Raw genomic sequence first — 17,519 nt, 5'->3', positions numbered from 1 at the left:
TTCATTTACTTAAGTTTACTCAATGACATACCACTGAGGTGTTAGCCTTATGTTTGCCGTTTACTGTCTCTATTTCAGTAGTACAACTTATAGGTTTATCATCAAGAATTTGAAAAACATTTCATGCTTTTTATTGCTATTATCGAATTTAGTTCAAAGCCGTCGTTATTCAAGTTTTTATCAGAGAATAAATTGCAATAATGCGATATAAAATACTAATCACCTTTATATCAACAGCTTAACTTAAACTAAAAATGATACATTTAAGTTAATCTGGAGAGCATAGTGCTCTGATAACATGACAGAATGATGTTAGGCGGGAAACCTGTCACTAAATTCAACCTCAGTGTGAAACGCTTGACACCCCTCTCAAGCAGAGCATCTAGCACGATGTAAATTAGATCTCGTTAATTTACCAGCGTCTTAAACTTTTATTTGCTAAACTGCAAAATAATTTCTCATACAAAAGTGCTACAGATATTATTTTGAAGCTTAAATTATTAATCATTTTGTGTTTGAGCTTTCCAGTCCAAGCAGAGCAGATTGTTATCGCGTCAGATATCTGGTGTCCCTATATCTGTGCAAACAATTCGGGTTATTTTGTCGAACTCACTCAGCAAGCATTTTTAACGGTGGGAGTTACGGCTAAGTTTGAGACTATTCCATTTAAAAGAGCCTTACGACTCGCGCAAAGGGATAAAATTCATGCCGTGCTGGCAATCAACCAAGAGTCTATTAAACGCTGTAAATTACAAACTTCCAATATAGTATTAGGCCAGAATACCAATGACTTTTACGTGCATGCTTCCAATAGCTGGCAATATTCAACATTGACCGACCTTGAGGACAAAGCGGTCGCCAGTATTTTAGGATATAACTATGGTGACGAATTAAATCAATATCTAGAACAAAGTCCTCTCAGCTTTTATGCCTCTGGTGAATCACCATTCAAAACCAACTTAAACCTGCTCATAAAAGATCGCGTCGATGTGTTGCTGGGAAACCGCTATGTGGTAGAACACACTGCACAAGTATTTGGCTACTCGGAGGATATTAAGTTTGCTGGTAGTGACGGGAATTCTACGTCTCTCTATGTTGGCTTTAGTCATAAAGATCTTGAAAAAAATTACCAACATAAGTTTGCCGAAGGGATAGAAAATATCAAGCAGTCTGGCCAATATCAGGCCATTTTGAAGAAATACCATATCGAGCCTTGGTAACCTCGCAACTCCATATGCTCATAAAAAAGTCGAACCGTTAGACCCTATTTTTCTATTAAAATTATAATTTAATGACTTTTTCACCCATGCATTGGATCAATTCAGTGTGGGTCACATCATCTGGTGCTTTACCGTTAAGCAAGTTATGTTCGCTATCACATTGACCACTACCAAGTGCGAGTAATAGCCGCTGATGTTATTGAAGGCATGCTGGGTTTCGCAAATATCAACACAAAAACCTGAAGTTGTTCGAGGTGAGTTCTTTATTTTAAATAACGACTCACTCATCGCTAAAGTTAACAGCAATAAAAAAAGCGGCCCGGAGACCGCCAAAAGACAAGTTAACTAATAATTAGTTAGAAAGTCGCAACGATAGGTTCTGAACACAAGCTACTGCTGGCTTCACAAACCTTGTACTCAACTGATGCAGCAGCATCGCTGAAACGATCGCGGTAACGACCGTCATTTGCAGTTGTCGCAATGGCATTGCCATCACGATAAATCACCACTGACTCACCAGATGCGCCACCCCATGTTAAGTCAACTAATGCACTGCCACGACGAGATAACTTAGCTCTTGCCACTCCAGCAGTAATGCTATGCTCAAACACTTCGACACTCATGGTCGCAGAATCACTGTTGCCTTCTGCATCTATAACAGTCATCGATACAGTGTAAGTACCTGCTGTATCATAGGTATGAACAGGGCTCATCTCTGTTGACGTTCCAGCATCACCAAAGTCCCAGCTATAGCTGACAATATCGTCATTCATATCTGAGCTTGCGTTTGCAAAGGTGACATCTAAACCATCAATGGCATAACTAAAGCCTGCCACTGGTGCCTGCGGCGCTGCATCACCAACACCTGAGATCACCATTCCCCAGCTATTTAAGATACCAGTATCGGATCCAACGTTATCATTAACCGCTAATGTCCACGTACCTGTCGCCATTTCTCCATTAAAAGCACTTAAGTCCCAGCTCTTAACGATGTCATCCGCACTACCACCTTCACGGTTATGCAACACGGCTTCGGTTCCCATTGGTGAAGTTAATGTCACGGCTAAATCACCAATCCAAGAGTGAGAAATATCAACGTCTGCATTCACCCCAAAGACTTGAACATCATCAGTAATAACAATCGTGCTCACCAAACCTGCAAGGTCATTATCTGGAATGGCTACTGACTCATCATTTGCGTAAGTGAAGTCCTGAATACCTTGTGGTAATACCGTCAGTGATACAGCTTTACTCTTCACTGTACTGCCATCGTCACCCGATACTGTAATGGTGTAATCTCCCCATAACGCATCAGCAGCCGTGGCAATATCAACGGTAAAGCTATCACCAGTCACTACGCTGTCGCTTGAAAGTGACACTCCCGCCAAAGCCGGACTCACATCAACAGTCAACGCAACGGTGCCATCCCAACCTGCTACACTGCCCACACTAAAGTCAAAGCTTGCAGCACTGCCAGCTTCAACAGTTTGTGCCGTAGGAGAAACACTAAAGCGATAGCTTGGTTCTGGGTCGGCAAGATCAAGCGCATTTGCTACGTTTAATCGTGTTCCTGCAACTGTTTTCCCCGTCAATCCTGCATTCACATCGCCAGAATCCATTAGTAGTTGCTTCATCTCTAACGGGGTCAGGTCAGGATTAATAGACCAAACTAATGCCGCTGCTCCCGTCATATGAGGGGTAGCCATCGAAGTACCAGAATAAGTCGAATAGGTATTACCTGGTGTTGTAGATAAAATAGCGGAACCAGGCGCTCCCATATCGACACTCGTCAAACCCCATTGTGAAAAGCCTGACATATTGTCATTTCGATCAGTACTGGCAATTGACATCACAACATCAGAATCATAGCTGGATGGATAATGCGGGCTAGCATCGTTATCGACAGCATCGTTACCCGCTGCAGCAAAGAACAATATCCCTGCATCACCGGCAGCTTCAATAGAGTCTTTTACTGCTTGGCTAAATCCACCACCTCCCCACGAGTTGTTTGTCGCTTTAATATCAACCCCATGGTTTAACTTAAGATCTGTCATATAGTCGATACATGCTATGGCATTTGCTGTAGAACCTGAGCCACTAGCATCAAGGAACTGACACCCTATAATGCTGACATCCCAGTTCACACCAACAACACCAACACCGTTGTTACCCTTCGCTCCGATAGTACCTGATACGTGAGTACCATGACCGTTACCATCCATGGGATCACCACTGTTGTTAACAGCACTAAAACCATGAATATCATCGACAACACCATTACCATCATCATCAATACCATTACCGGCTATTTCATTAGGGTTAGTCCACATATTAGCTTGTAAATCAGGGTGGTTATAATCAACACCCGTATCAATAACACCCACGACAATATTGGTATCACCGGTCGTGATGTCCCAAGCTTCTACTGCATCAATATCGGCATCAGTAGTTCCGCCATCTTGCCCTGCATTATTAAGCCCCCAAAGTGAAACAAAATCAGGATCATCAGGCGTGCCAATCGCTTTTAGTACATAGTTTGGTTCTGCATACTTTACCGCTGGATGGCGACTAATCATTTTGATTGCTTTCGCAACATCTGAGCCTGAGCGCAGTGAGAGACGAGCCAATTTTCCGCCAAGTAAGTTTGAAAAACGATCGTCTACGCCATCGGCATTGATATCACGAACTGAGCCTCGTACTAATCGCTGTGCTGAAGCACGTTCGCTCATCGTAGTGTTATCTTTATAAACAACAATGAGTGAGTCTTTCACTATTTCATGCTGTGCAGGCCCCTTTGCATAAACAGGTGCCGATGATACGGCAATAATGCCTGCGATTGCCGAAGCAAGTGGTGTCAGTTTCTTAAACATATAACAGTCTTCCTATTAATCCTTTAAATTTCCCCGAACCGGTACTGCAAATGCTCTGAGTGCCATCCATAGCCACATAAAATACTGACCGCTGAAAACACCTTGCGCATATCCGGAAATTGTTAACGTAGGGATTGTTGCCATAGCCACTCTGTTTTTAAAAGAGCCCCCCAACCCTTTAACACTTAATTACTAATCCCATGGCATTAGTAATCTCTTCCGCATTCGTAAAATAATTAAATAAACACTATATTTTTCAACAGAAAATTACCGAAATTAACAAATTTCAATGTCGGTAGCTTACGTTGAATAAATAGACCTTTTTCTGATTGCTGCAAAAATTCAGCACTGTAGCTTGAGTCACTTATCTGGCGAGAGCTGTCATATACAGTCCCTTACCAGCAAGCCGTAAAGCAGGATTAGTAACTTAAACATTAAGTTTTCTACTGCCTATTTACACCAATACCAAGGGGCGTTAAGTGTCAGTTTTTAAAACGATTGGACTCACCATTGCGCTATTGCTGCACTCAGTGCCGACAAGCGCTACTGAACTCAACAATCAGAGCACCGAGCTACCAATAACACTACAAACACTGCTTGAAAGTACTGGCCGAGAAAATGTTATTAACCTCGTTCAATTAGGTGTTCTAAACCATGCAAATCTGAGTCAATCAGGCGCTGGTAATGGAGCAAACTTAATCCAAATGGGTAGCAACAACCACGCTGACATTATCCAGTATGGTCAAGATAATGAAGTTGAACTTTTACAAGCTGGAGCTGATAACCGAGCTAACATCACCCAAATTGGTAATGATAATTTAGTGCAGATTAATCAGTTAGGAAGTGCCAGTTTTTCGATTGAACAGATTGCAGACGGCGCAGCAATCACAATTACTCAATACTAAACAGGGAGCATCTAATGAGATCGCAAACAAAAAAAACCATGATTGCACTAGCGATTACCGCAAGTTTTAGCCTTAGCAGTAATGCATTTGCCGACACATCAAACACGGCCACAATTACACAAACTACCGTTACCGCTGGCAGTGTTGTGGGTCAAGACGCCACTGTGATCCAAACAGGTGACTTACATATCGCAGACGTCAACCAACAAGGTGACAATCAATCTGCAATCGTGATCCAGAATGGAGTTTGGATAGAAGCTTATGTTGACTCCAAGGGTAACGGCAACACTGTTGACGTCGACCAGGCTGATGATTGGCATATAAGTACCACTAATATTGATGGCAACGACAACAAAGCAACGGTCATGCAGCTCGACTTCTTTAACGAAAGCACCACTGATATCACTGGCAACGGCAACACGAGCGACGTGATGCAAGACGGTGCTCAAAATGAGGCGGTTGTTGAGCTCTTAGGTGATGAAAACACGAGTGTTGTGAACCAAGAGGGTAGCAGTAACTTTGGTGTTTTTAGAGTTGAAGGCAATGGTAACGATGGTGACATCACTCAAATGGGCGATAACAACGTTGCCGGTTTAGTGTCGTTAGACATTACGCCAAACGTTGGTAATAACAATGATGTTGAAGTCTACCAAGAGGGTAATGGTAACTTAGGGGCTGTGAAAGGTGTGGCCGGTGACGACAATAATTTTGTAGTCTCTCAAGAAGGTGATAACAACACAGGTTTTGTATATTCGCTGGTTGGTTCAGAAAATGAGATTGAGATTGACCAAGTTGGTAATAGCAATACGGCATACTTTGCCTTTACCGCTGGTGATGACAATGACATTGAAGTGAATCAAGACGGTAACACTAACACGATTGGTGATTCCTTAACTGCTGAAATTCAAGGTAGTGATAATGTCTTGCGTGTAGACCAAGATGGCAATAATAATGGAGCTGAATTTCAGATCCTAGGAGATGAAAATAACATCTCTTTAGATCAAGAAGGCGAAACTAACTTTGCTACATTCGCCGCTTATGGCGATGATAACGACATCAGTATCATCTCCGATGGTGACAATAACACCGCTGTTGCCTTTACAACTCTGGATGACAACCAAATTGAGATCTCACAAGAAGGCGATGACAACTACAGTTATGCTGACGTGACAGGTTTTGGTAACGAAGTCGATATCGAACAAGATGGCAACGAAAACGAAGCCTTAGTAACAGTGGTCGGTTTTGACAATACTGACGTTGAGATGACTCAAGATGGTGATATTAACCTCATTGATTTGATTATTGTTGGCGATGAAAATAGCGCGTTAATAGCTCAAACTGGCGACGGCAACTGGGTCGGTGGCGAATCTGAAGAAGCGTTCCGAGTTGATGGCGTAAACAATAGCCTAACGATTGCACAAGTAGGTAATGATAACTTCGTAAGTGGTTCTCAAACCGGTGCCAATAATGCGATTTCAGTCAGCCAAACTGGTGACTTTAACAGTGCGACAGTAATGCAAAACTAAATTATTCATCCATTAAAAAGGGAGCTTAGGCTCCCTTTTTTTATACTTGTTATATTAAGAACATAACTCAAATTGGCTTTGATAGGTTTGCGCCCAACGCAATAACTCAACTCGATTACGCGACTGGGTCTTTCTAAATATTGAAGATATATGTGCTTTGACTGTGTGTTCACTTATACATAGTTGATGTGCAATTTCTTTGTTTCGTGCACCACTGGACACTAACTGAATGACGGTTCTTTCTCGGTTGGTCAGCATTTGTAGCATAGCTATCGTATCTTGATCTTGAGCCACCTCGTTATTGCTATCTAAACGTTTCATCAAATGACTAAACATTTCACTCAGTAAACCCCGTTCATACCAAAGCTCATTCGCGACCATTTTTTTAAGCCCTGTCAATAACAGGTCCATGCCTTGATCGGCATATAAAAGGCCTTTTATTCCTAGCAGTAGTGCTGCTTTAGGATCTAAAGAATCTCGTTCTACCTGATACAATGCGATTGGGAACTGCGACACTAATCGAGCAGCGACGATTGGAATGCCTTTGCTATCTAACGCCGTGCCTTTTTGGGCTACCATATAAAAGCGATTACAGTCTTTTGCAACAACTAGGTCAGAAGGCTTTTTGATTACCCTGGTTTTAATACCAATAGAATCCGCTAATATGGCCAAGTGGCAAGGCGCGGCAACTTGGTGGATGAAGACTAGTTCATCTATTTTACTCATTGAGCTCTCTCCCTGAAATGAAATCATCTAACGCTATAGATGAACCACCCATACTTGTCCTTATGAATGAATGCTCTTTATACTCTAGGTTACCCAAGAGAATTTAACATTAATACAACAATTCAGTATTAATAGCTATATAAAAAGACCCTTACAACTGAAAACACCATACAAATACAACTAAACCATACTTACGACTAAACTGCTTCATATCAATAGTTTAACGACATAAAACGCAAAAGATAGCGGTAAAATAAATTTTACCGCTACTGAAAAAACCAAATAAGGAAACACTTTATGAATTGGCTGGAGTAAGCTCTTTAGCGGCTAATGTAGCTGAATTCCAATAACCCATTTCAAGTCCTTTTTCTACCAATTCAGATACCGCTAACTCAATAGCTTGCAAGACACAAAACTGTACGGGTTCATTGGTTGTAAAGCCAATTTCAGCTTCAGCGAGTCTATTTAGGCTCGTAAATCGAATCAGTCCTGCTCGCATTTCCTGAGAAAACACCCGCTTAGTGGTTGATACCGACATCATTACTTTACCCGTATGAACATCGACAGCTCGAAGATAGATCGTCACTTGGTCTTCCCTATACATCTCGGATGCACCAATACCATAGTACTCAACTCCCGACCCACCTGTACTGATATTTGTTTCGTAGCTTATAATGCCGCCTTCTAACAACAACCTGGCATTGGTCAGTTGTGGCACATCTTCTTTTTTGGATTTATTAGGTTGTTTCTTGGTGATTTTTCGTTCGGTTAACAGGTTTTGTAACCCTTCTCGTTCCACTGGGGTAAACCACTTAGAGTCCAATAATGTTTGCACCAACATTGATGTCGCTCCCTGCGTTACCGCAGTAGAAAAAGAACTCACGTTTTGCTGTGGTTTATATTGCCCGGTTTGATCCCTAAAGGAATATACCGCGACAGGAATTGGGTACTTTGGGCCTGGTTTTGCCACTAATTGCCGCATCGTTTCACTGGTTGGATTGAGCTGTGCTTCACTGATATTCAACTCAGGCTTGGGAATAAGGCTACAAGCGGATAAGCTGCCGAGTAACAATAGGCTAATTAATAATTTCATCCGTTATCCTCCGTAAGAAGGCATTTCAATCACGGTTACCTCACCTGTCAGTAGATTAGTAATCGTTAACATCACACCACCGCCTATTGAGGCAACTTCAATCCTAAAGTCTCCAGTATCATAAGTACCATCTGTAATTTCCCCACTGGCAACGCCACGAGTAATGGTATTCATGATGTTTCGCTCTAATGACTCTTTAAAGCGAGTGACAAAATCTTTTTCAGCATTTTCTGCAGTATGGTCATTCTGTGCATTGGCTTTATTCAGCAGGTAGGAGCCATTTAATGCTGAACCGCCGAAACTAGGGTTAATCGGGGTATAAACTAATTCGGTGGCTTGAAGAGGGCTTGCTACGAATAAAGTAGCGAGAATTAACATCCTGTTATTCATTGTAATTATCCTAATATCCGTCAGCATTATCAGCAAACTCAGCTGTAATTGCATTTGCTCTAACCTGAGCCAAATAATCAATTGTTAGTAAAATGGCTTGTTCTGCTCGTTCCTTTATCGGGCTAGCTCTGCGTCCAAAGTGAGTTCTGTAAATGGTAACGCCATTAACTTCTAAGCGAAGTAACGTACCAGCCTGAGGGAAAACAGTTTCATAAAGCGTGACATTAAAACCCTGAGTAAACGGCAGATCACGCCAATAACTTGCGTAATAAAAGCCAAAGTCCTTACCAAAGCGAGTTAATGTGCGGTCAATCATGAGACCACTGATTTCAATGTCACTATCTTCAGCCATCGATGGCATCGCGCTACTAATAATCAATAGCAATACCAGTAATATTCCTCGCATATTCAGCACAATCCTTGTTGAATAATCTGCAACCGACTCACCGCTAATTTGATTTGATTCAAATTGAGAACTAGCTGCTCTGCGTCATTTTGTTACCCTAACAGCAATTGGTGATAGTTAATGTCTCAAACAGAACGAATTACCCGTCAAAATGAAGAACCAACACAAAGGAGTAGTACTTTTAGGTAGGGTGCCGATATTAAAATAAGGGGGGTTGAAGCAATAATAAAACCTTCGCTTATAATGGGTTAGTTGTATTTTAGATACCTATTTTGACACTTTTAATTTATATCTGTCTTAGAACGGCAGTTCATGGTAAAAATCAAAATCAGCAACGGAGTGAATGAACCCTAGCGATATAGAGACCAAAACAGCACCACAGTAACTCTAAATTTACACTTACCAAAAAACGTCAATTAACCAGTTGTATGAGCACGGAAATATTCTTAATTTTTATTATCCTGCGCATAAATTGACAGGTTTTATGAAAGCTAATCAGATTTGTTTGTTAAAAGTTTAACTAATAGTGAAGATGATGCATTTACTTGGCTATAAGCGCCTCTAAAGCAAAATAGTAGAAGCTACCCTCATATAGACGGTGTGGTTTTTTTATCTGAAAAAGAGGCTGTTGTTTTCATTGAGGCGAGAAGGATCAATGACCCGTCAAAGAAACTTATGAGATCTATAGTGACGTAAAACGGTTACTTGAATCAGACAACAGAAATCACATACTAAAGTCAGTATATAAAGTTATTAGCATTAAAAAACAATATATTGTGTATTTGGCTGATGTCTGGCTATAGGCTCCGCGTAGAGAGTCTATCCCTTTCTGGTGGTGCTCATACCCCGTTTAACATGACATTAGTCTAAGTCAGTTTCCATATCGGTCAATGTTTTTTGCAAATATCAGTAACTCATTATTGTTAATCAATGGCTTAACCTGTACCCGTTGTCGTTTTTACCACTTTTTGTACTTAGACCTAGAATACTAAAGATAATTAAAAAATCTAAATGAAATATAGGCTTAATAGATTTTAACAATTCACTCAATCGATAAAGATCGCTTCTTTTAATCTCTATTTCCGTTCTACACTGATTACAGGCAGAAAGAGCGTGTGTTGTAGATAATGAGAATCCCAATGGATCTAACAAGAAAAAGCTGTTTAGTACTATCGATGAGTCTGGCATTTAGTGTCCAAGCTGAAACCTTAACCCGTGACAATGGTGCCCCTGTAGGCGATAACCAAAACTCAATCACTGCAGGCAGTAACGGCAGCGTGCTTTTACAGGACGTTCAGTTGATTCAAAAACTACAACGTTTCGCTCGTGAACGTATTCCTGAGCGTGTTGTTCACGCCAGAGGTACTGGTGTGCATGGTGAGTTTGTTGCCAGCGATGACCTTAGTGGACTAACGCAAGCAGCACTTTTTTCTGAAAAAGGAAAAGTAACGCCAGTATTTGTTCGCTTTTCAACGGTTATCCATTCAAAAGGTTCACCGGAAACGTTACGTGATCCTCGTGGATTCGCGACACGCTTCTATTCAGAGCAAGGTAATTGGGATCTCGTTGGTAATAACCTGCCTGTGTTCTTCATCCGTGATGCCATTAAGTTTCCTGACATGGTGCATTCACTAAAGCCGTCACCTATTACGAATATCCAAGACCCTAATCGTTACTTTGATTTCTTCAGCCATGAAGGCACCGCCACCAACATGTTGACCTGGGTTTACACCAATTTAGGCACGCCATCGAGCTACCGTAAAATGGATGGCTGGGGCGTACATGCCTATAAGTTTATTAATGATGATAACCAAGTTAAATACGTGAAGTTTCACTGGAAGAGCCAGCAAGGTGTTGAAGGACTCAGACCGGCAGAAGTCACACAGATGCAAGGTAAAAACTTCAACCACCTAACCGACGATCTGTATAGCGAGATTGGTAAAGGCAATTTTCCTAAATGGGATCTAAAAGTCAAAGTATTAAGCCCAGAAGATCTCAGTAAGTTTGATTACAACCCGCTCGATGCAACGAAAATGTGGCTTGATGTGCCTGAAACAACCGTAGGCACAATGACCTTAAACCGTGTTCCGGGTAACTTCTTCCAAGAAACCGAACAGGCCGCGTTTGCTCCTTCCAACTTAATCCCAGGTATCGAGCCATCGGAAGACAAATTGCTGCAAGGGCGTATCTTCTCCTATGCCGATACACAGCTGTATCGTTTAGGCGCCAACTTATCACAGCTGCCGATTAACCAAACACGAGTGAAAGTTGCGAATCACAACCAAGATGGTGCATTGAACTACGGCCACACCACGAGTGACATTAACTATCAGCCAAGTAGTCATTTAGCACTCGCTGAAGATAACCGTTACCGCTCAGGTAATACGCCAGTGTCTGGCACCGTGCAGCAAAAAGTCATTGGTAAGCAAGATAACTTTACTCAAGCAGGGATCTTTTATCGCAGCCTAAGCAAGCAAGATAAGAGTGATTTGATCACCAACTTATCTGGCGACCTTGGTCAAGTAAGAGACAGTAATGTTAAGCATCAGATGTTGAGCTACTTCTACCTCGCTGACCAAAATTTTGGTAAGCGACTCACTAAAGCCGTTAATGGTGATTTAAACGAAGTGAAGCAAAGAGTAGAACATCAGGGAAGTCTAATGTAACAATCAATCGATATTTAATACTAAAGGGCAAGTATTAATACCAATCAGTATAGGAAGTACCCAGTAAGCCCCGCAAGACGTAATTTTGCTCTTTTCTGCCCTGTTTAGAGTGCGTCTTGCGGGCAACCGGAAATCACCAAATAAATATTCAATACCAATGATCGACATCTTTTAATCGAGGGCCAGTTCAATGTTTAGCTCACTGTCACTGAAATCAATGTTTTTTTTACTCTGTGCTAACTTAGGCGCGAGTATTATCACCTCAGCGCTTTATGTCTCTTATTCACTCGCTGCACCACTTGCAGCCGAGCACGCTCACAAAGAAAAGCCTGCTGAGCAGGCTATCGAGAAACAGACTCAGTTACTCATGGAGTATTACTTTGCCGCTGCCAGAACTGGCGATGTTGAGGTGTTAACTCACTTTATCGAAGCTGGGTTTCCTGTTGATCAACGCAATGGCCAAAGCTATACCGCGCTGATGGTCTCTGCCTATAACGGTCAAGAGTTGGCAACAGCGGCATTACTCGAACAGGGTGCCAATGCCTGCCTGCAGGATAAGCGGGGAAATACTGCGATAATGGGCGCAGTGATCAAAGCAGAGTTTTCAATCATGAAGCAGCTTTACAGCCAGGAGTGTGACGCTGAAATGACCAACAAATCTGGCATGTCACTTGAAGACTTTGCCACCTTCTGGGGCCAAAGTGACAAACTAAGAGATGCTGCTTCTGTCTCAAACTGAGGTATCGGCGCTATAATTTGAGGGTACGGGGTCACACAGGTGCAATTAGGCTGCTAAAAAATTAAATTGTTCCCATGGTGTCATCTTTTCAGTGGTGTCCATTTACCCTTGCTTAATCATGGACCAAAGCTCAACGCCTGCCAATGTTCATTTGGCCCTTGCCCAAGACTTCCAACCCAAACATTGATGTATTTTGCCTTTCACTTTTCGATGACTTTGCTCGACAATATTATTCAAATATTTAACCGCCAATACCTCGATCATCAACTGCATATGTCCAGATAACCAAAGACGAATATTGACAGTACCTAATGCCGCGGCATTGGCACCACTTTTATCAATGACCACCTTTCAGGTAAGCCGGGCTAGTTGATGGCTTTATTGAAAAATTCCCGGGTGCTGGCTCATCACGAGTTCCACTCAAATAAAAATCAATAATAACGCCGTACTTGTTCACGGTTCGATAATAGTAAACCCACCGACCTTTTACTTTTATGTAGGTGTCGTCCATTCGCTACGAGCCAGAGACTCGACACTTTCTGTTCCTGAATATACCTTCGAGTTTCGGCGCATATTTGATAACCCAACGGTTCAGGGTTGAGTGGTTAAAATGGATATTTCGCTTAGCGAACATCTCCTCAGTTCCACGGTAACTTAGTTTGTAGGCCAGATAATAGCGACCTCCCTACATGATGACACCTGATGAGTTGTTACTTATTTGTTGTGATTTTACAAGCATTTATTAGACAATATTTTTTGAAACTCATTCAATCCACATGCTATTTATCAAAATATTTTAATTGCTATGCTAAGTCTCTAACAAACTATGAGTGTAAACATAACATGAAATTAACCCGCCTATCTTGTTCCAATAGTATCCTTTTGGTTACTGTTATTTTGGCCGCCAGCATTAATAATGTTATGGCTGATAACAGTACCAAGAGTTTTAATTTAAAAAGCAGCTTGAGTAATAATTCAACTATTCCGCCTAAGTATTATTGGAACCAATTTGGCTGTTCGGGCGAAAATCTCGCTCCAAGTTTAACTTGGCAAAATGCGCCAGCTGGCACCAAAAGCTTTGCCGTCACCTTTTATGACAAAGATGCACCGACAGGCAGTGGTTTTTGGCATCGGGTGGTGTATGACATTCCAGCACAAGTATCCACGCTTCCTGGTGGCGTAGACGGTGGAGAATTACCCAGTAGTGCCGTTGAAGCGAATACCGATTTGGGTAAGCCTGGCTTTATTGGACCTTGCCCGCCGGAGGGGCGTCAACACCACTATGTGTGGACTGTCCATGCTTTGGATGTGGCGCAGTTACCTATAGACAAGGGCGCAACGCCTGCTTTGGTGGGATTTTATCTTTGGCAGCATAGGCTAGCCGATGCAAGCTTAACCTTGTTAGCTGGCCCACGTTAAGGAGAATAAAGATGATAAAATTTTCCGATTTAATGATATCCCCTATACGATCAAAAACATTGGTGTTATTGATAACCAGCCTGTTGAGCTGTCACACATTGGCAGTAACAAGGACAGCGCCGCTGGCAAAAATGGAAGTTTTTGCCGAACTAGATGGGGCCGTAGGCGGCATTACCTTCACATCGACTGACAGATTGATTTTCAGTTATCACCCTTTTTATCAACCTAAGACTAAGGTTGCTGAGCTTTTAGCTGATGGCAGCAGCAAGCCATTTCCCAATGCAGATTGGCAACAATGCCATGACCTACAGGGTAAAGCCAAAGATCCTGATACTTGCCTTAATTGGGTTTTGGGTTTGCGAACTGATGATCAAGATAGAGTCTGGCTATTGGACTCTGGTCAGCAGACACCACGCATTGAACCTAAAATAGTAGCGTGGGATACCAAGAAAAATCAATTAGACCGCATTATTCACTTGCCAGCGCCTGTCTCGCTTGCAGAATCACAGCATAATGACTTTGTTATTTCATCAAGGCATCAAACTATAGTGATTGCCGATGAAGGCATTGCCACCGGCCCCATAGGTGATAAGGCCGCATTGGTAGTCGTAGACTTAAACACTGGTATTAGCCGTCGCCTACTACAGGGGGATAACAGTGTAATGCCTGATTTGCAACGGCCACTTATTATCGACAAGGACTCAAAAAACCGTAAGCAGATTGAAGTCTATGTGGGTGCCGATGGTATTGCTTTAGATAAAACACAAACATGGCTCTACTTTGCCCCCATGAATAAAGACAAAATCTACCGAGTGCAAATGACGGATTTAATCAATCCTTCGCTTACACCTGCGGCACTCTCAGCCAAAGTGGAGACCTATGCCAACAAACCTAATAACGGCGGCTTAAGTATCGATGAAGCCAATAATTTGTACCTGACGGAAGTGGGTGAACGAACCATTGGAGTGATACCCGCTGAGTCTCGTCAGTACCGTACTTATGTGCATGATGAACGTATGGTGTGGCCCGACGGCGTGAGTTATGGCAAGCAAGGTTATTTGTACTCAGGCGCCGCACAATTACCGCTGTCAGCGCCTTTCAATAATGGCAAAGCTGAAAACAGTCCACCTTATTACATTTTCCGTTTCAAGCCTTTGGCTGCGGGCGTTCGCGGGAATTAATCTTATCGGCTTACGCCAAGTACTGAGCTTAATTGAATTTACTCACGTAATTCGTTTGAGTTGAAACCGTTTGGCTCCGCACTTGGCAATGCTGAGTCAATACTGCCAGAGGATAACAATATGAACATAATCGGATTAGACCACTTTACTATCAGAACCCCAAAACTGGTTGAGACGCTCGCATTTTATCAAGTCATTCTGGACTTGAAACTCGGTTGGCGGCCACAGTTTGGTTTTCCAGGCCATTGGCTCTATGCCTCGGATAAACCCATCTTGCATTTAGTGGCTGCAGGCGATCAAGCGCTACAGGTTTATTTAGGGGAGAGTAGCAACCTCTATGGTTCTGGGCGTGTTGATCATTTGTCGTTTCGCGGCACAGATTTACACCAGATGCAGCAACATTTATGTCAGCAAGGGATGACTTTTCAGGAACGAATCGTGCCCGAAATTGGTGAACATCAGTTGTTCCTCGAAGATCCGAATGGCATCAAAGTAGAGGTGATTTTTCCCTATGCAAAGCACAACACCATCGTAGGGATTGCGATGGACAGACTCACCATTTTAGATACTAAGGAGATTGAGCATGCCAAAGATTGATTCTTTTAGGCGACAATTATTACAAACGCTGGGGCTGGGAAGCTTGGCATCTTTAGGGTTATTTCACCGAGGCGCAATGGGCATGAGTTCACAGAATGAGAGTACAAGCCTGAATAGCAAAAGTGCACAGGGTGAGCAGGTTATTCGCATGGGAGTGACGGACTTGAGTTTCCACCGCGTTACCGCGGCTGTAGTGGCTCAGGTAATAAGAGTTATGGGTAAAGAGGTACAACGAAGCTATGCACTGCATGAGGCTAATTTTGATCGGCTAGGTGAAGGCAAAGTGGATATGGTTTGTTCTGCATGGCTACCTCATAGCCATGGGATTTATCGACAACACGTTGAAGAGCGAGTACCTACGCAGCAACTCGGGCTGCATTATGAGCCCTATGCGCTCTGGGGTGTGCCCGACTATGTGCCTGCAGAATTAGTGTCGAGCATTGAGGATTTACTCAAACCTGAAGTCCAGCAACGTATGCGGCCGACAATTCAAGGGATTGGTGAAGGTGCGGGAATTACACGATTTTCTAAAAATATCATGGTGCAATATGGATTAACTGCGGCGGGTTATCAATTTAAAACTGGCACTCAGGCTGATTGTGTCGCGGCCTTTGAATCTGCAGCAGCGGTGAATGATTGGGTGATTGTTCCTCTGTGGCACCCTCAGTTTTTACATCACCAATACCGTATTCGTGAGCTTCAGGATCCAAGAGGTTTGCTCGGTGGTAAAGATAAAGCAGTGTTGCTTGCCCGTAAGGTGGAGCTAACGCGTAATTTCTCGCCGGAACAAATTAAGGTACTCGATAATATAGTAATGTCGAATCAAATTGTTGCAGAGCTCGATTATGCGGTTAATCGACAAGGGATGACAGAAGATGAGGCGGCAGCGAACTGGCTGATGACCAATCCTCAGCATTTGACGGCTTGGTTAGCACCGCTCCTGGATCCAACGAAGACCTTGTCACACCAGGCGACATCATGATGATCACTCCTGAATCGCGGTTAATGACCGCAGGGGTTGCATTACCTCAAGTCGCTAGGGGACTTGGGAATTACGAGCCCTATTCAATCGTCGGCAACCAGTTAATGACCTCGGGGCAGTTTCCCTATTTAAAGGGCGTGCTTCAGTATCAAGGACAATTGGGAGCAGAGCATACCGTGAGTGAGGGATATGCTGCATGTCGTCTTGCAACTCTCAATGCCATTGCGCAATTAAAACAGGCTTGTGGTGAGCTTACGCGGATAAAACAAATTTACCGTTTGGAGGGTGTGTTGAATGTCCATGAATCTTGCTTTGAGCATCCAAAAGCGCTTGATGGTGCTTCGGATTTTCTACTTGAAATATTTGGTGAAGCTGGGCGTCACAGCCGTATGATTTGGACAAATCCCGTTATGCCGCTTAACAGTTTATGTTTAGTATATTTATTTGCCGAACTCTATCCTGATGACGAGCAAAAGTAATAAACGGTGTCTTAAGTCCAAGAGCGGAGTTTACCTCATTTGATGAGGCTAATAAGGCAATCGGGCATTACATAACCACTCCTTTTCTGACACGATTTTTAACCGCTAGTCTAATATAGGACATATTTAGACAAACGAAAGTGTCAGAAAAAGAAAAACCCAGTCATTAGACTGGGTTTAAATGTATTTTACAGCTTATTCTTACATTACTGTAATTACAGGGATCTAGAACGGTAGTTTATGGTAAAAACAAAATTTAACTACCGAGTGAGTGAGTAACACACCCAGCTAGATGGCATTTCAAACTGATTTAGTTCCCA

15 protein-coding genes and 1 pseudogene are annotated in these 17,519 nt (G+C 42.6%); 10 read left to right on the top strand and 6 right to left on the bottom strand.

Annotation, left to right across the window (positions count from 1 at the left end; translation table 11 throughout):
- The first annotated feature begins 485 nt into the window (after positions 1–485).
- A complete protein-coding gene (locus CXF82_RS20765) occupies positions 486–1,220 on the top strand; it encodes a substrate-binding periplasmic protein (RefSeq protein ID WP_157822935.1) in 735 nt (244 codons plus the stop codon).
- A 356-nt stretch (positions 1,221–1,576) separates the two neighbouring features.
- Here the strand turns inward: CXF82_RS20765 and CXF82_RS20760 are convergent, their stop codons facing one another.
- Positions 1,577–4,090, bottom strand: coding sequence for a S8 family serine peptidase (locus CXF82_RS20760; protein WP_102044876.1), 2,514 nt, complete (start codon positions 4,088–4,090; stop codon positions 1,577–1,579).
- Positions 4,091–4,569: 479 nt separating this feature from the next.
- On the opposite strand from CXF82_RS20760, the gene CXF82_RS20755 reads away from it, so the two are divergent.
- Both CXF82_RS20755 and CXF82_RS20750 read left to right on the top strand, forming a co-directional pair.
- The gene (locus CXF82_RS20755) at positions 4,570–4,995 is read left to right on the top strand and encodes a curlin (RefSeq protein WP_101092442.1); all 426 of its coding nucleotides are present in this window, start codon (positions 4,570–4,572) and stop codon (positions 4,993–4,995) included.
- A 14-nt stretch (positions 4,996–5,009) separates the two neighbouring features.
- Positions 5,010–6,521 (top strand): curlin, encoded by a 1,512-nt coding sequence (locus CXF82_RS20750; protein WP_101092444.1) that lies wholly within the window; start codon positions 5,010–5,012, stop codon positions 6,519–6,521.
- A gap of 54 nt (positions 6,522–6,575) precedes the next feature.
- Here CXF82_RS20750 and CXF82_RS20745 read toward each other — a convergent pair whose 3' ends face one another.
- From CXF82_RS20745 to CXF82_RS20730, 4 genes are all read right to left on the bottom strand, one after another.
- Positions 6,576–7,247, bottom strand: a complete 672-nt coding sequence (locus CXF82_RS20745) for a helix-turn-helix transcriptional regulator (RefSeq protein WP_101092445.1) — start codon at positions 7,245–7,247, stop codon at positions 6,576–6,578.
- A gap of 295 nt (positions 7,248–7,542) precedes the next feature.
- On the bottom strand, positions 7,543–8,340 hold the full coding sequence (locus CXF82_RS20740; RefSeq protein WP_101092447.1) for a CsgG/HfaB family protein: 798 nt from the start codon (positions 8,338–8,340) through the stop codon (positions 7,543–7,545).
- A 3-nt stretch (positions 8,341–8,343) separates the two neighbouring features.
- Positions 8,344–8,730, bottom strand: a complete 387-nt coding sequence (locus CXF82_RS20735) for a curli assembly protein CsgF (RefSeq protein WP_101092449.1) — start codon at positions 8,728–8,730, stop codon at positions 8,344–8,346.
- A gap of 10 nt (positions 8,731–8,740) precedes the next feature.
- Positions 8,741–9,091, bottom strand: coding sequence for a curli production assembly/transport protein CsgE (locus tag CXF82_RS20730; RefSeq protein ID WP_232775057.1), 351 nt, complete (start codon positions 9,089–9,091; stop codon positions 8,741–8,743).
- A 1,184-nt stretch (positions 9,092–10,275) separates the two neighbouring features.
- Here CXF82_RS20730 and CXF82_RS20725 point away from each other — a divergent pair.
- The gene (locus CXF82_RS20725) at positions 10,276–11,802 is read left to right on the top strand and encodes a catalase KatE1 (RefSeq protein WP_102044875.1); all 1,527 of its coding nucleotides are present in this window, start codon (positions 10,276–10,278) and stop codon (positions 11,800–11,802) included.
- A 190-nt stretch (positions 11,803–11,992) separates the two neighbouring features.
- Positions 11,993–12,541 carry an ankyrin repeat domain-containing protein gene (locus tag CXF82_RS20720; protein WP_102044874.1) on the top strand — a complete coding sequence of 183 codons (549 nt, stop codon included), beginning with the start codon at positions 11,993–11,995 and terminating at the stop codon, positions 12,539–12,541.
- Positions 12,542–12,657: 116 nt separating this feature from the next.
- Here the strand turns inward: CXF82_RS20720 and CXF82_RS20715 are convergent.
- Positions 12,658–13,220: pseudogene (locus tag CXF82_RS20715) on the bottom strand (IS6 family transposase); the annotation flags it as partial.
- 284 nt (positions 13,221–13,504) lie between these two features.
- On the opposite strand from CXF82_RS20715, the gene CXF82_RS20710 reads away from it, so the two are divergent.
- The 5 genes from CXF82_RS20710 to CXF82_RS20690 all read left to right on the top strand — a co-directional run bounded on the left by CXF82_RS20710 (position 13,505) and on the right by CXF82_RS20690 (position 17,199).
- Entirely contained in the window at positions 13,505–13,960 is a 456-nt protein-coding gene (locus CXF82_RS20710) for a YbhB/YbcL family Raf kinase inhibitor-like protein (RefSeq protein ID WP_257982838.1), read from the top strand.
- Between the two features lie 11 nt (positions 13,961–13,971).
- A complete protein-coding gene (locus tag CXF82_RS20705) occupies positions 13,972–15,141 on the top strand; it encodes a major royal jelly family protein (RefSeq protein WP_257982837.1) in 1,170 nt (389 codons plus the stop codon).
- A 120-nt stretch (positions 15,142–15,261) separates the two neighbouring features.
- Positions 15,262–15,738: a VOC family protein gene (locus tag CXF82_RS20700; protein ID WP_101092459.1), complete on the top strand. Its 477-nt coding sequence runs from the start codon at positions 15,262–15,264 to the stop codon at positions 15,736–15,738.
- Complete coding sequence (locus tag CXF82_RS20695; RefSeq protein ID WP_257982836.1) at positions 15,725–16,720, top strand: glycine betaine ABC transporter substrate-binding protein; 996 nt, start codon at positions 15,725–15,727, stop codon at positions 16,718–16,720. Before CXF82_RS20700 ends, CXF82_RS20695 begins: the two co-directional genes overlap by 14 nt.
- Positions 16,717–17,199 (top strand): Atu1372/SO_1960 family protein, encoded by a 483-nt coding sequence (locus CXF82_RS20690; RefSeq protein WP_102044873.1) that lies wholly within the window; start codon positions 16,717–16,719, stop codon positions 17,197–17,199. Before CXF82_RS20695 ends, CXF82_RS20690 begins: the two co-directional genes overlap by 4 nt.
- Positions 17,200–17,519 lie beyond the last annotated feature (320 nt).

This window comes from Shewanella sp. GutDb-MelDb (genome assembly GCF_002836075.1).
Classification (GTDB): Bacteria; Pseudomonadota; Gammaproteobacteria; order Enterobacterales; family Shewanellaceae; genus Shewanella.
This window is presented reverse-complemented; position numbering and strand designations above follow the sequence as displayed.

What these genes read in the sequence shown, in the direction of transcription:
- CXF82_RS20760 (WP_102044876.1), bottom strand. Translation starts at nt 4,090, where the DNA reads ATGTTTAAGAAACTGACACCACTTGCTTCGGCAATCGCAGGCATTATT.
- CXF82_RS20750 (WP_101092444.1), top strand. Translation starts at nt 5,010, where the DNA reads ATGAGATCGCAAACAAAAAAAACCATGATTGCACTAGCGATTACCGCA.
- CXF82_RS20745 (WP_101092445.1), bottom strand. Translation starts at nt 7,247, where the DNA reads ATGAGTAAAATAGATGAACTAGTCTTCATCCACCAAGTTGCCGCGCCT.
- CXF82_RS20740 (WP_101092447.1), bottom strand. Translation starts at nt 8,340, where the DNA reads ATGAAATTATTAATTAGCCTATTGTTACTCGGCAGCTTATCCGCTTGT.
- CXF82_RS20735 (WP_101092449.1), bottom strand. Translation starts at nt 8,730, where the DNA reads ATGAATAACAGGATGTTAATTCTCGCTACTTTATTCGTAGCAAGCCCT.
- CXF82_RS20730 (WP_232775057.1), bottom strand. Translation starts at nt 9,091, where the DNA reads ATGCCATCGATGGCTGAAGATAGTGACATTGAAATCAGTGGTCTCATG.
- CXF82_RS20725 (WP_102044875.1), top strand. Translation starts at nt 10,276, where the DNA reads ATGGATCTAACAAGAAAAAGCTGTTTAGTACTATCGATGAGTCTGGCA.
- CXF82_RS20720 (WP_102044874.1), top strand. Translation starts at nt 11,993, where the DNA reads ATGTTTAGCTCACTGTCACTGAAATCAATGTTTTTTTTACTCTGTGCT.
- CXF82_RS20705 (WP_257982837.1), top strand. Translation starts at nt 13,972, where the DNA reads ATGATAAAATTTTCCGATTTAATGATATCCCCTATACGATCAAAAACA.
- CXF82_RS20700 (WP_101092459.1), top strand. Translation starts at nt 15,262, where the DNA reads ATGAACATAATCGGATTAGACCACTTTACTATCAGAACCCCAAAACTG.
- CXF82_RS20695 (WP_257982836.1), top strand. Translation starts at nt 15,725, where the DNA reads ATGCCAAAGATTGATTCTTTTAGGCGACAATTATTACAAACGCTGGGG.
- CXF82_RS20690 (WP_102044873.1), top strand. Translation starts at nt 16,717, where the DNA reads ATGATGATCACTCCTGAATCGCGGTTAATGACCGCAGGGGTTGCATTA.